General features: G+C 68.1%; 13 protein-coding genes and 1 pseudogene. 8 read left to right on the plus strand and 6 right to left on the minus strand.

Annotated features, from left to right (window positions below; genetic code table 11):
* Positions 1-12 precede the first annotated feature (12 nt).
* From ACWW1C_RS26170 to ACWW1C_RS26190, 5 genes and pseudogenes are all read left to right on the plus strand, one after another.
* The gene (locus ACWW1C_RS26170; protein WP_455980974.1) at positions 13-771 is read left to right on the plus strand and encodes a LamB/YcsF family protein; all 759 of its coding nucleotides are present in this window, start codon (positions 13-15) and stop codon (positions 769-771) included.
* Entirely contained in the window at positions 771-1691 is a 921-nt protein-coding gene (locus ACWW1C_RS26175) for an MBL fold metallo-hydrolase (RefSeq protein WP_455980975.1), read from the plus strand. The genes ACWW1C_RS26170 and ACWW1C_RS26175 overlap by 1 nt, the downstream gene beginning before the upstream one ends.
* Complete coding sequence (locus ACWW1C_RS26180) at positions 1664-2812, plus strand: SLC13 family permease (protein WP_455984443.1); 1149 nt, start codon at positions 1664-1666, stop codon at positions 2810-2812. Before ACWW1C_RS26175 ends, ACWW1C_RS26180 begins: the two co-directional genes overlap by 28 nt.
* A gap of 31 nt (positions 2813-2843) precedes the next feature.
* A pseudogene (locus tag ACWW1C_RS26185) lies at positions 2844-3251 on the plus strand (nitroreductase family deazaflavin-dependent oxidoreductase).
* 101 nt (positions 3252-3352) lie between these two features.
* Positions 3353-4909 (plus strand): purple acid phosphatase family protein, encoded by a 1557-nt coding sequence (locus tag ACWW1C_RS26190; protein ID WP_455980976.1) that lies wholly within the window; start codon positions 3353-3355, stop codon positions 4907-4909.
* Here ACWW1C_RS26190 and rlmB read toward each other — a convergent pair.
* From rlmB to carD, 4 genes are all read right to left on the minus strand, one after another.
* Complete coding sequence (rlmB, locus tag ACWW1C_RS26195; protein ID WP_455980977.1) at positions 4906-5847, minus strand: 23S rRNA (guanosine(2251)-2'-O)-methyltransferase RlmB; 942 nt, start codon at positions 5845-5847, stop codon at positions 4906-4908. The genes ACWW1C_RS26190 and rlmB overlap by 4 nt on opposite strands.
* A 2-nt stretch (positions 5848-5849) precedes the next feature.
* Positions 5850-7217: a cysteine--tRNA ligase gene (gene cysS, locus ACWW1C_RS26200; protein ID WP_455984444.1), complete on the minus strand. Its 1368-nt coding sequence runs from the start codon at positions 7215-7217 to the stop codon at positions 5850-5852.
* A gap of 61 nt (positions 7218-7278) precedes the next feature.
* Positions 7279-7752, minus strand: a complete 474-nt coding sequence (gene ispF, locus ACWW1C_RS26205) for a 2-C-methyl-D-erythritol 2,4-cyclodiphosphate synthase (protein WP_455980978.1) — start codon at positions 7750-7752, stop codon at positions 7279-7281.
* A gap of 20 nt (positions 7753-7772) precedes the next feature.
* Positions 7773-8261 (minus strand): RNA polymerase-binding transcription factor CarD, encoded by a 489-nt coding sequence (gene carD / locus ACWW1C_RS26210; protein ID WP_020100886.1) that lies wholly within the window; start codon positions 8259-8261, stop codon positions 7773-7775.
* Between the two features lie 360 nt (positions 8262-8621).
* Between carD and ACWW1C_RS26215 the strand changes: the two genes are divergently transcribed.
* From ACWW1C_RS26215 to disA, 3 genes are all read left to right on the plus strand, one after another.
* Positions 8622-9215 (plus strand): hypothetical protein, encoded by a 594-nt coding sequence (locus tag ACWW1C_RS26215; protein WP_455980979.1) that lies wholly within the window; start codon positions 8622-8624, stop codon positions 9213-9215.
* A gap of 54 nt (positions 9216-9269) precedes the next feature.
* Positions 9270-10664, plus strand: coding sequence for a DNA repair protein RadA (gene radA / locus ACWW1C_RS26220; protein WP_455980980.1), 1395 nt, complete (start codon positions 9270-9272; stop codon positions 10662-10664).
* Positions 10665-10738: 74 nt separating this feature from the next.
* On the plus strand, positions 10739-11818 hold the full coding sequence (gene disA, locus ACWW1C_RS26225) for a DNA integrity scanning diadenylate cyclase DisA (protein ID WP_455984445.1): 1080 nt from the start codon (positions 10739-10741) through the stop codon (positions 11816-11818).
* A 2-nt stretch (positions 11819-11820) separates the two neighbouring features.
* Here the strand turns inward: disA and ACWW1C_RS26230 are convergent, their stop codons facing one another.
* Together ACWW1C_RS26230 and ACWW1C_RS26235 are read right to left on the minus strand one after the other, a co-directional pair.
* Positions 11821-12621, minus strand: a complete 801-nt coding sequence (locus ACWW1C_RS26230) for a hypothetical protein (RefSeq protein ID WP_455980981.1) — start codon at positions 12619-12621, stop codon at positions 11821-11823.
* A gap of 75 nt (positions 12622-12696) precedes the next feature.
* Entirely contained in the window at positions 12697-13314 is a 618-nt protein-coding gene (locus ACWW1C_RS26235; RefSeq protein WP_455980982.1) for a carbonic anhydrase, read from the minus strand.
* Positions 13315-13348: the final 34 nt, after the last annotated feature.

Consider the following 13348-nt stretch of genomic DNA (forward strand, 5'->3'; position numbering starts at 1 on the left):
AGGCTGGCGGGCATGGCTGCGGTGGACCTCAATGCCGATCTGGGCGAAAGCTTCGGGGTGTGGCGCCTCGGTGACGACGACGCGATGCTCGATCTGGTCACCAGCGCCAACATCGCCTGCGGCTTCCACGCCGGCGACCCGGCCGGGCTGCTGCGCGTCTGCCGGGCCGCTGCCGAACGCGGCGTGCGGATCGGCGCACAGGTGGGTTACCAGGACCTGGCCGGCTTCGGTCGCAGGTACCTCGACGTCAGCCCAGAGGACCTCGCCGCCGATGTCATCTACCAGATCGGCGCGTTGCAGGCGCTCGCGCAGGCGGCGGGGTCGACGGTGAGCTACGTCAAACCCCATGGCGCCCTGTACAACACCATCGTCACCGACCAGGCGCAGGCACGCGCGGTAGCGGCCGCTGTGCATGCCGTGGACCCCGCACTGCCGGTACTGGGCCTGACCGGTTCGGCGTTCTTCGCCGCCGCCGACGAGCTCGGACTACGCACCGTCCCCGAAGCTTTCGCCGACCGCTCCTATCGCCCCGACGGGCAGCTGGTCCCGCGCACACAGCGTAATGCCGTGCTGCACAACGTTTCGGCCATCGCCGACCGGGTGGCCGCCATGGTGACGACGGGCCGCGTCGGCGCCGTCGACGGCTCCACCATCAAGATCACCGTGAAATCGATTTGCGTACACGGCGATTCGCCCGGCGCCGTCGACATCGCCCGCGCCGTCCGGGACCGCCTGACCACCGACAACGTGAAGATCGAGGCCTTCTGCTGATGCGACTGAAACCCGGCCGACCCGACCTGGCCTCGTACACCCGCTACTTCGACCAGCCGGCGGCCGGGCCCGACTCGCCGCTGATCGTCACCTGGGCCGGCGTCACCACCATGCTGGTTTCCGACGGTTCGTCGGCGCTCCTGACCGACGGCTTCTTCTCGCGGCCGAGCCTCTTGGCGGTCGGGCTGGGCAGGCTGAGCCCCGCACTACCGCGTATTGACGGCTGCCTGCACCGCCTCGGCATCGACCGGCTCGACGCGGTACTGCCGGTCCACACCCACTTCGACCACGCCATGGACTCGGCGGCAGTCGCCGCGCGGACCGGAGCGAAACTCGTCGGCGGCACGTCGGCCGCCCTCATCGGCCGCGGCGGCGGGCTTCCCGATTCGCAGTTGACGATAGCGACCCCCGGCGAGCCGAACCCGTTGGGCGCCTTCGACGTAACGCTCTTCACCGGACACCACTGCCCGCCGGACCGATTCCCCGGCACCATCACCGCACCGGTCGTGCCGCCGGTGCGGGCGTCTGCCTACAAGTGCGGCGAGGCCTGGTCCACGCACATCCATCACCGCAGTAGTGGCCGCAGCCTGCTCGCCGTCGGCAGTGCGGGTTTCGTGCCGGGCGCTCTCGCCGGGCAACGCGCCGAGGTCGTGTACCTCGGCATCGGGCAGCTCGGTCTGCAGCCCGAGAAGTATCTCGTCGACTACTGGACCGAGACTGTTCGGACCGTCGGCGCACGCCGGGTGGTGCTGACCCACTGGGACGACTTCTTCCGGCCCCTGCACGAGCCGCTACGTGCCCTGCCCTACGCCGGCGACGACCTCGACGTCTCGATGCGGGTGCTGACCCGGCTGGCGGCCGACGACGGCGTGCCGCTGCACCTTCCGACCGTCTGGCAACGCGCCGACCCTTGGCTGTGAACACCGCGCTACAGGAGGTCGGCCGACTGCTGCCTGTCGTCGGGTTTCTGGCCGCCGTCCTCGTACTGGCCAAACTCTGCGACGACGAAGGCCTGTTCCACGCCGCCGGCGTCTACATGGCCCGCCACAGTTGGGGGGCGGGCCAGTCGGCGGCGCGACGGCTGCTGGCCATCGTGTTCCTGGTCGCGGCCGGCACCACGGCCGTGCTCAGCCTCGACGCCACCGTGGTGCTGCTGACCCCCGTCGTCCTGTCGACCGCACGGACGCTGGGCGTACCGGCGCGGCCGCACGGCTACGCCGCGGCCCACCTCGCCAACACCGCGTCGCTGCTGTTGCCGGTGTCGAATCTGACCAATCTGCTGGCATTTTCGACCGCGGGCCTGAGCTTCACCAGATTCACCGCGGCGATGACGCTGCCCTGGCTGCTCGCCGTCGCGGCCGAATATGCCTTGTTGCGCTGGTTGTTCCGGCGCGAGTTACGGAACGGCACGACCGAGCGGGCGGCCCCACCGCAGCCGGAGGTGCCGTACTTCGTCCTGACCGTGGTGGTCGTGACGCTCATCGGCTTCGGTGCGACATCGCTACTCGGCTTGTCGCCGGCATGGGCGGCGTTCGCCGGCGCCGCGGTGCTGGCGGTGCGGGCCGTCGTCCGCGGCCACGAGACGGTACTGGGCATCGTGCGGGCGGCCAACGTCCCGTTCCTCCTTGCCGTGCTGGCGCTGGGCGTACTGGTGAGCGCCGTGCTGGACATGGGCCTGGGGCACGCTTTGTCGCAGCTGCTGCCGCACGGCACCACGCTGCCGGCGCTTCTCGGCATCGCGGCCATCGCGGCGGTGCTGTCGAATCTGATCAACAACCTGCCCGCCGTGTTGGTGCTGCTGCCGCTGGTCGCGGCGGCCGGGCCCGTCGCAGTACTTGCGGTCCTCATCGGGGTGAACATCGGCCCCAACCTGACCTACCCCGGATCGCTGTCGAACCTCCTGTGGCGCAAGGTGGTCCGTGGCGAGCTGACCGCGCGGGCCCGGGAGTTCACCACCGTGGGCCTGGTGACGGTGCCGGTCACCCTGATTCTGGCCGTGACGGGATTATGGTTGGGCTGTTCGCTGTTGGGGCTGCGATGAGCGCACCCTCCGCTCGGAAGGACTGAACGTCATGGCCGACAACTGGAACGAGCAGATCATCGCCGAATTCCGCGCCAACTAGGGAAAGGTCGGTGGCCCGTTCGAGCAGATGACCCTGCTCCTGCTGCACACCACCGGTGCCAAGAGTGGTCAGCCGCGAGTGAACCCCGTCGGCGCGTTCGACATCGACGGCAAGCTGGTCATCGTCGGGTCATATGCGGGCGCGGACACCGACCCGGCCTGGCTCCACAACCTGCGGGCGCATCCCGACGCCCACATCGAAATCGGTACCGACGCTTACGATGTCGTGGCGCGCGAACTCCCGCGCGAGGAGCGTGACGACGCCTACGCCAAGATCGTCGAGCAGGCGCCCACCTTCGGCGAGTACGAGAAGAAGACGGACCGGGTCATCCCGGTCATCGAACTCCGACGTCGCTGAATCCGCGCGGTTACCTCGACGAGAACAACAATCGGACATCGCACGTCGATTTGTGGCCCGGCGGCGTTGCAGCCTGACGGACCGGCCGCAACGTAGGCAGGATGGCTGTCGTGGACGTGAGCCGCAGAACGCTGATCGTGGGAGGCACGTCGGCTCTCGTCGGCGCGGGCCTCGGAGCCGGTGCCACCGGGTACGTCACGACCAGGCGCACCGGCCCGATGCTGTGGCAGCGTGCCGACCGCAGCGGCGCACCACCGGTCACCGGTTTGCACACCCAGTTCGGCACCGACGCGGCCACCGAGGTCGTGGTGTCGTGGCATAGCGCCGCGGCGGTGCAGAACCCACGCGTCCTGGTGGGTACCCCTGACGACGGGGTGGGCAACGCTGTCGCAGCCGAGACCGTCACCTATCGCGATGCATTGTCACACAATGAAATTCGCGTCCACCATGCACGATTGACCGGCCTTGCGCCCGACACCGACTACGTCTACGCCGCCGTACATGACGGCGCCGGTCCCGAGCTGGGCTCAGTGCGTACCGCGCCGCGCGGCCGGGCACCCATCCGCTTCACCAGCTTCGGCGATCAGTCGACCCCCATGCTGGACGCCAAGGTGGCGGCATCCTTCGGCAACGACCATCGCGGGTCTCCGTCCGCCGGTGACATCACGACGGCGGTCGAGCGGATGGCCCCGCTGTTTCACCTGGTCAACGGCGATCTCTGCTACGCCAACCTCGCCGACGACCGGGTCCGCACCTGGTCGGAGTGGTTCGAGAACAACACCCGCTCCGCACGGCATCGACCGTGGATGCCGGCACCGGGAAATCACGAGAACGAGCTGGGCAACGGCCCGATCGGCTACGGCGCCTACCAGGCCTACTTCGGCCTGCCGGACTCCGGCTCCGACCCCGAGCTCCGTGGCCTGTGGTACGCCTTCACCGCCGGCTCGGTCCGGGTGATCATCCTCGCCAACGACGACATCTGCTACCAGGACGGCGGTAACTCCTACGTGCGCGGCTATTCAGGCGGCGCCCAAAAACGTTGGCTCGAACAAGAACTCGAACGCACCCGCAGCAACAAGGACATCGACTGGGTGGTGGTGTGCATGCACCAGACGGCGGTCTCCACGGGCAACAAGACCAATGGCGCCGACCTCGGCATCCGTGAGAACTGGCTGCCCCTGTTCGACCGCTTCAACGTCGACCTCGTGGTCTGCGGGCACGAGCACCACTACGAACGCAGCCATGCGCTTCGCGGCACCCTACCGACCGACACGCTGACGCCGAATCCGGTTGATCCGCAGTCCGGTTCGATCGACACGAGCAAGGGCACGGTGCATCTGGTCATCGGCGGCGGTGGCACGTCGATTCCGTCGAACACGATGTTGTTTCCCGAGCCGCGCTGCCGCGTCCTGATGTCCGCGGGCGGAGTGGACCCCAGCACCGGACGGAAGACGCCGAACTACATCGAGGAAGCTGCGCCCTGGTCCGTCTTCCGGGATCGCGACAATCCTTGCGGCTTCGTGGCTTTCGACGTCGACCCTGGTCAGCCTGGTGGCAACACCTCGATGGACGCCACCTACTACGCCGTGAGCGGCCCGTTCGGCGAGGTACGGGCCGTCGACAAGTTCACCCTGACGCGGCCCCGCACCGACCGTTAGTCCCTTCGCTGCCGGGCGATCTCGGCCAGCACCACACCGGCGGCCACCGATGCGTTGAGCGACTCGGTGGGTCCGGCCATGGGGATCGAGACGATGTGGTCGCAGTTCTCGCGGACCAGCCGCGACAGTCCCTTGCCCTCGGAGCCGACCACGACCACCATCGGTCCGGACGCGTCCAGCTCGTCCAAGGTGGTGTCGCCGCCCGCGTCCAGCCCGACGATCGTCAGTCCGGCGTCGGCCCAATCCTTCAGTGTCCGATTGAGATTCGTGGCCCGTGACACCGGCAGCCGGGCCGCCGCGCCGGCACTGGTGCGCCAGGCCACCGCGCTGACCGACGCCGAGCGACGCTGCGGGATCACCACTCCGTGTCCACCGAACGCCGCGACCGAGCGCACGATGGCACCCAGGTTGCGCGGGTCCGAGATGTTGTCGAGCGCGACCAACAGCGCAGGAGTGGAGTCGCTGGTCGCGGCCTTCAACAGGTCGTCCGGGTACATGTACTGATAGGGCGGCACCTGCAGCGCGATGCCCTGATGCATGCCGTTGCTGGTGATGCGGTCCAGGTCGTGACGCTGCACCTCCATGATCGCGATGCCGGCATCGGCGGCGCGCGTCACCGATTCGGTCAGCCGCTCATCGGCTTCCGTACCCAGCACCACGTAGAGCGCGGTGGCGGGCACGCCCGCCCGCAGGCATTCGACGACCGGGTTGCGGCCGACCACGACCTCGACGTCGTCGGTCTTCTTGTGCCGCCCCTGATTCGATCGGGCAGCCTTCTGCGCGACCTTGTACGCCTTGTGGTTCGGGCGCTGGTCGGCACGCGGGGTTGCGCCCTTGCCCTCCAACCCACGACGCCGTTGGCCACCGGAGCCGACCTGCGGGCCCTTCTTGGTGCCGTCTTTACGAATCGCGCCGCGGCGCTGGGAGTTTCCGGCCATCGTCAGGCCCCATCAGTCAGGGCCCATTGCGGGCCGTCAGCGGTATCGGTGACCTCGATGCCGGCCAGCTTCAGCTGGTCCCGGATCGCGTCGGCGGCGGCCCAGTCGCGGTTCTCGCGGGCCTCGGTGCGGCTCTTGAGCGCCCACTGCACCAGGGCGTCAACAGCATTCAGCGCGGCCGATGTCTCGTCGCGGGTTTCCCAGCGCTCATCGAGCGGATCGCAGCCCAAGATGCCCAACATGGCCCGGATCGACGTCGCCGCGGCCATCGCGCCGGCGTGGTCGCCGGCGTCCAGTGCGCGGTTGCCGTCGGCGCGGGCGGCGTGCACCTCGGCCAGCGCCGCGGGCACCGCCAGGTCGTCATCCAGTGCGGCCGCGAACTTCTCGGTCCAGGTGCCGACCTCGACGGCACCTACCCGGGTGCGGACCCGATGCAGGAACTCCTCGATGCCGGTATAGGCCTTGGCCGCGTCCTGCAGAGAGTTCTCGGAGAACTCCAGCATGGACCGGTAGTGCGCACTGCCCAGGTAGTAGCGCAGCTCGGCGGCCCGAACCCGTTGCAGCACAGCAGGAATCGCCAGGACATTGCCCAGCGACTTACTCATCTTCTCGCCGCCCATGGTGACCCAGCCGTTGTGCAGCCAGAACCGCGCGAACTCGTCACCACAGGCGTTCGCCTGGGCGGTCTCGTTCTCGTGGTGCGGGAAGATCAGGTCCATGCCGCCGGCGTGGATGTCGAATTCGGAGCCCAGGTACTCCTGGCACATCGCCACACACTCGGTGTGCCAGCCGGGCCGGCCGCGGCCCCACGGCGTCGGCCACGACGGCTCGCCGGGCTTGGCGCCCTTCCACAGCGTGAAGTCGCGCGGGTCGCGCTTGCCGGTGGCCAGTCCCTCGCCCTGGTGCACGTCGTCGATGCGGTGCCCGGAGAGCTTGCCGTAGTCGGGCAGGCTCAGGACATCGAAGTAGACGTCGCCATTGGCGGCGTAGGCATGCCCACGCTCGATGAGCTTCTCGATGACCTCGACCATCTGGGTGATGTGCCCGGTCGCACGAGGCTCAGCAGAGGGCGGCAGGACACCCAGCGCGTCGTAGGCGGCCGTAAATGCGCGCTCGAAGGTGGCAGCCCACTCCCACCACGGCCGGCCGGCTTCGGCGGCCTTGTTGAGAATCTTGTCGTCGATATCGGTGACGTTCCGGATGAACGCGACGTCGTAGCCCTTGGCCGTCAGCCAGCGCCGCAGCACGTCGAACGCGACGCCGCTGCGCACATGGCCGATGTGCGGCAGGCCTTGCACAGTTGCGCCGCACAGGTAGATGGATGCGTGTCCGGGCCGCACCGGGGTGAAATCCCGCACGGCACCGGTCATGGTGTCGTAGAGCCGTAGGCCCTCGAGACGGTGTTCGGTCACGACGGGCCAGCTTACCGGCCTAATCGACCGACACCACCAGCGCCGTGGCAATAGCGGCCAGACCCTCGCCCCGCCCGGTCAGCCCGAGGCCGTCCGTGGTGGTCGCCGAGACGGAGACAGGAGCATCCAGCAGCGCCGACAACACCTGCTGAGCCTCAACCCTGCGGGGCGCGATTTTCGGGCGATTGCCGATCACCTGGACGGCGGCATTGCCCACCCGAAAACCGGCAGCGGCCAGCAGTGTGGAGACATGTTTGAGCATGTCGGTGCCGGTGACGCCGCGCCATTCGGGACGGTCCGTGCCGAAAACACTGCCCAGGTCACCGAGGCCGGCCGCACTCAGCAAGGCATCACAGAGTGCGTGCGCGGCGACGTCGCCGTCGGAATGCCCGGCACAGCCGTCAGCATCGTCGAACGACAGGCACAGCAGCCAACACGGCCGCCCCGCCTCGATGGGATGTACGTCGGTACCGAGACCGATACGGAAGTTCACTGCTCCGTTGGAGATGGCGCTCAGGACGCCGCGGCGAGAACCTCGTCCAGGATGGTGGCGGCCTTCGCGTCATCGGTGTTCTCGGCCAGAGCCAGCTCACCGACCAGGATCTGGCGAGCCTTGGCCAGCATGCGCTTCTCGCCTGCGGACAGACCACGCTCCTGATCGCGACGCCACAGGTCGCGAACGACCTCGGCGACCTTGTTCACATCACCGGAGGCCAGCTTCTCCAGGTTCGCCTTGTAACGACGGGACCAGTTGGTCGGCTCCTCGGTGTGCGGGGCACGCAGCACCTGGAACACCTTGTCGAGGCCTTCCTGACCCACCACGTCGCGAACACCGACGTACTCAGCGTTTTCTGCGGGTACTCGAACGGTCAGATCGCCTTGCGCAACCTTGAGGACGAGATATTCTTTCTGCTCGCCTTTGATGGTCCGGGTTTCAATCGCCTCGATCAATGCTGCACCGTGGTGTGGGTAAACGACGGTGTCTCCGACCTTGAAAATCATCAGATTCGGGCCCCTTTCACATAGCAATGTTAGCACGGGCGTCAGACACCCGCGGATCAACAATGCAGGTCAGGGGCCATGCAGATGCGCGAAAGGGGTTGACAGGGCGGCGTTTACGTGCAGTGGCGAGGGCCACAATCCGGCCGAATTCCTCCGGATTCACGTTCCATTCACCGGTCATTCGCGACCGAAAAGACGCCCGAACCAGGCCGATAGCGGGCCTCCGCTACCGCCGTCCACCGCCACCTACTACTCTGCATAGTCGAACGCCGGACCCCGTCCGGGGAGCACAGCAGGACATACCCGAGGCCGTCACGCGCATCGCCGCTGGCGCCCAAGCAGGAGGCTTGAGTGAACCGCATGAAATCGCGCACTTCTGCCGTCACGCTGGCCGCCTTCGGGCTGGCCACCGCGGTGACGCTCACCGGCTGCAGCAGCGGCCAGGTCTCGCAGAGCGCGAACCAGCTGCCTGCGGTCAACGGCACCGCCACCACCATCGGCAACGAGAAGGCCGGGGTGGACCTGCGCAACGTATACCTGCGCGCCCCGCAGACCCGCGACTTCGTCAAGCCCGGCACCATGGTCGAGCTGCTGTTCGTCGCGACCAACAAGTCGCCCGACAACCCCGACAAGCTGATCGGCATCTCCTCTGACGCCGGTGAGGTGCTGGTCAACGGTGGCACCACGGTGCCCGCGGGCGGCGTGCTGCTGGTCGGCACCCCGGACGGCCAGAAGCAGACGCTGCCGCGGTCCGAGGACGCCACGACCTCCGTCGCCATGGTGGCGCTGACCAAGCCCATCAGCAACGGCCTCAACTACAACTTCACGTTCAAGTTCCAGAACGCGGGCGAGAAGACCATCGCGGTCCCGATCTCCGCAGGCGAGGCCCCGCGCCGCGAGGGCGGCGAAGCCGCTGCTCCCGCACCTGCCGGCGGCGGCGAGGGACACCACTAAGCCCTTCCGCGGCGCCTACCGGATTCTGTCGGTGCCGACGACTACCGTCGCGGCATGGCCAGAACCGGTTCGAAAGTACGTTCGCAATTTCGTTGTTCGGAGTGCCAGCACACGACTGCGAAATGGGTGGGCCGCTGCCCGGACTGCGGCACCTGGGGCACGGTCAACGAAGTCGCGGTTCTGAGCACTCTGACACCCGCGACGCACCGCGCTGTCGCGCCCGCCTCCCCCGCTGTGCCGATCAGCTCGATCGATCCGGGCACCACCAGGCACTTCCACACCGGCATCAGTGAATTGGACCGCGTGCTGGGTGGCGGCGTGGTGCCTGGTTCGGTGACGCTGCTGGCCGGTGATCCCGGCGTCGGCAAGTCGACGCTGCTGCTCGAAGTCGCGCACCGCTGGGCCATGTCCGGGCGCCGCGCGCTCTACCTGTCGGGCGAGGAGTCGGCCGGTCAAATCCGGCTCCGTGCCGAGCGCACCGGATGCACTCACGACGACGTCTACCTGGCCGCCGAATCCGATCTACAGACCGCGCTCGGCCACATCGAAGCAGTCAAGCCCACGTTGGTGGTCGTGGATTCCGTCCAGACCATGTCCACCGCCGAGGCCGACGGCGTCACCGGCGGCGTGACGCAGGTCCGCGCGGTCACCGCCGCGCTGACGATGGCCGCAAAGACCACCGGCATCGCGATGGTCCTGGTCGGCCATGTCACCAAGGACGGCGCCATCGCCGGGCCGCGTTCACTGGAGCACCTGGTGGATGTGGTGCTGCACTTCGACGGCGACCGCGCGTCGGCGCTGCGCATGGTCCGCGGCGTGAAGAACCGGTTCGGCGCCGCCGACGAGGTCGGCTGTTTCATGTTGCACGACAACGGAATCGAATGCGTCGCCGATCCATCGGGGCTCTTCCTCGATCAGCGGCCGGCCCCGGTGTCGGGCACCGCCGTGACGGTCAGCCTCGACGGCAAGCGGCCACTGATCGGTGAGGTACAGGCTCTCATCGGCTCACCCTCGGCCGGATCGCCGCGGCGCGCGGTCAGCGGGATCGACTCGGCCCGGGCTGCCATGATCACCGCGGTGCTCGAGAAGCGGGCACGCCTGCCCGTCGGCACCAACGACATCTACCTGTCGACGGTCGGCGGCATGCGGTTGACCGACCCGTCCTCGGATCTGGCGGTCGCGCTGGCCATCGCGTCGGCGTACACGGACCTGCCGCTGCCGGCCACCGCGATCGCCATCGGCGAGGTGGGCCTGGCGGGCGATCTGCGCCGCGTCACCGGGATGGACCGCCGGCTCGCCGAGGCCGCCAGACTCGGCTTCACCACGGCCGTCGTGCCCGCCGGAATCGAGTCGCCACCGCGCGGTCTTCGGGTGTTGCCGGCCGAGAACATCACCGCGGCGTTGCGGGTGTTGCGCAAGATCACAGAGAATGTGGACCGGACCGGGTAGAGCCCGGCCGGAAACCTCTGAGGAGTGCACCGATGTCGGTGAAAGCGGGAACCCGGGCCGGGCGCGGCAACGTCGTGCACCTGGCCCGACCGACGCTGCGCGAGACGTTGGGCAAGCTGGCGCCCGGCACCCCGCTGCGAGACGGCCTGGAGCGCATCCTGCGCGGCCGTACCGGCGGACTCATCGTGCTGGGCTATGACGACAGCGTCGAGTCCATCTGCGACGGCGGCTTTCCGCTGGACGTCCGGTTCGCCCCGACCCGGCTGCGGGAGCTGTCGAAGATGGACGGCGCCGTCGTGCTCTCCAGCGACCTCACCCGCATCCTGCGGGCCAATGTTCAGCTGGTGCCCGACCCGTCGATCCCGACCGACGAATCCGGTACCCGGCACCGCTCCGCCGAGCGGGCGGCCATCCAGACCGGTTTCCCGGTGGTGTCCGTCAGCCACTCGATGAGCATCGTGACCGTGTACGTGGCCGGCGAGCGCCACGTCGTGCCAGAATCGGCGACCATCCTGTCGCGCGCGAATCAGACCATCGCCACGCTGGAGCGCTACAAGTTCCGCCTCGACGAGGTCAGCAAGCAGCTGTCGATGGCAGAGATCGAGGACTTCGTGACGCTGCGCGATGTCATGACCGTCGTACAGCGCATGGAGATGGTCCGCCGGATCAGCCTGGAGATCGATGCCGATGTGGTCGAGCTCGGCACCGACGGACGTCAGCTCAAGCTGCAGCTCGACGAACTGGTCGGCGACAACGACGCGGCCCGCGAACTGATCGTCCGCGACTACCACGCCAACCCCGACCCGCCGGCCGCCGAACAGGTGACCGCCACGCTCGAGGAGCTCGACGCGCTGAGCGACAACGAACTCCTCGACTTCACCACGCTGGCAAGGGTTTTCGGCTATCCGTCGACAGCGGAGGCCCAAGATTCAGCGATGAGTTCGCGCGGCTACCGGGCCATGGCGGGTATCCCGCGTCTGCAGTTCGCTCATGTCGACCTGTTGGTGCGGTCGTTCGGCTCGCTGCAGGGGCTACTGGCCGCGAGCGCCGACGACCTGCAGTCAGTGGAAGGCATCGGGTCCATGTGGGCCCGCCACATCCGTGAGGGTTTGTCGCTACTCGCCGAGTCGACGATCGCCGACCGGCTGGCCTGAGATCAGTTGGCGGGGCCGGGCAGCGTCGGCTCGCCGGGCGCCGGTGCAGCGGGCGCCGGCGGTGGTGCCTCGCCCGCCGGCGGTGCACCAGGGCCGGGCTGCTGAGCCTCGGACAGCACGAACGGCACCGGGGCCGACCGCAGGTTGCCCAGCTGGACGACGAGGTTGTAGGTGCCGGGGCCGATCGCCTGGCGCGGCAGCGGGCAGTTCGGCGCCGAGCCCATGCCGGTCCAGGTGACCTCGGTGGTCACCTGCTCGCCGGGCTTGAAGGCGCGGACCAACGTCTCGTTCGACGGCGCGCAGTCCAGGTTGGACCACAGCCGGTTGTTGTCGAGCGAGTAGACATACGCACTCAGCACAGCGGCACCGACGTCACGCTTGCACTCGACGAGGCCGATGTTGGTGACAACCATGGTGAACTTCGGCTGGTCACCGATCACGTAGGTCGGCTGGTTGGTGATGCCCTTGGCCGCCAGCGTGCTGTCCGGGCAGTCGTCGCCCGCCTTCAGCACCGGCGGCGGGGTGACCGCGGTGGTCGGGGTGGGCGTCGGCGCCGGACCCGCATTGGGGGGCGGCGCGATCGGACTCTTCACCCCCGGCGTCTCACCCGGCAGTGGCGTCGCGGACGTCGACGTCTTCGCGGTGGGCTGAGTCTGTTTGGAGTCACCCGTGCTGTTGCTGAAGACGACGACCCCGATGATCACGACCAGCAGCAGGACGACCGCACCGACACCGATGGCCAGCATCCGCCGTCGGAAATAGATCTGGGATGGCAGCGGGCCATGCGGTTCTAGATCCGGCACATTGTCACGTTAAGGGCACAAAACGCGGTGGGCTCTGACCTGGTGCGGCGTGTCGTCTGTGAACTGGGCCTCTGTCTATTCGCCGATGTCTCCGACGTGGTCACGCTTGGTGACCCGGCCCTCGGCCAGGTGATAGGTCGCGCCGACGATGGCCACCTTGCCCGACTTCAGCTTGTCGGCGATCACGTTGGACCGCTCGCTCAGCAGACGGACCGTCTCGTTGACGTGCTTGGCCTCGAGCTCGTCGACCTCGGTGAGTCCCTCGCGGCGGCCGACCAGGATCGACGGTGTCACCCGCTCGACGATGTCCCGCACAAATCCGCCCGGCACCGAGCCGTCGTCCAACGCGGTGATGGTCGCCTTCACCGCACCGCAGCTGTCGTGGCCCAGCACCACGATCAGCGGTACCTCGAGGATCGCCACGGCGTACTCGATGGACCCGATCACCGAGGAATCGAGGACGTGGCCGGCGGTACGCACCACGAACATGTCGCCGAGGCCCTGATCGAAGATGATCTCGGCGGCGACGCGGCTGTCGGCGCAACCGAACAGCACGGCCGTCGGCTTCTGCCCGCCGGCCAGCTCGGCGCGGCGCTCGATGCTCTGGCTGGGATGCAGAGATTCGCCGGCAACGAAGCGGTCGTTACCCTCTCTGAGTGCTTTCCAGGCGTTTATCGGGTTCGAGTTGGGCATGCCGCCCATTGTGCCCTGCTCGTATAGTCGCCGC

This window comes from Mycobacterium sp. HM-7, assembly GCF_053852335.1.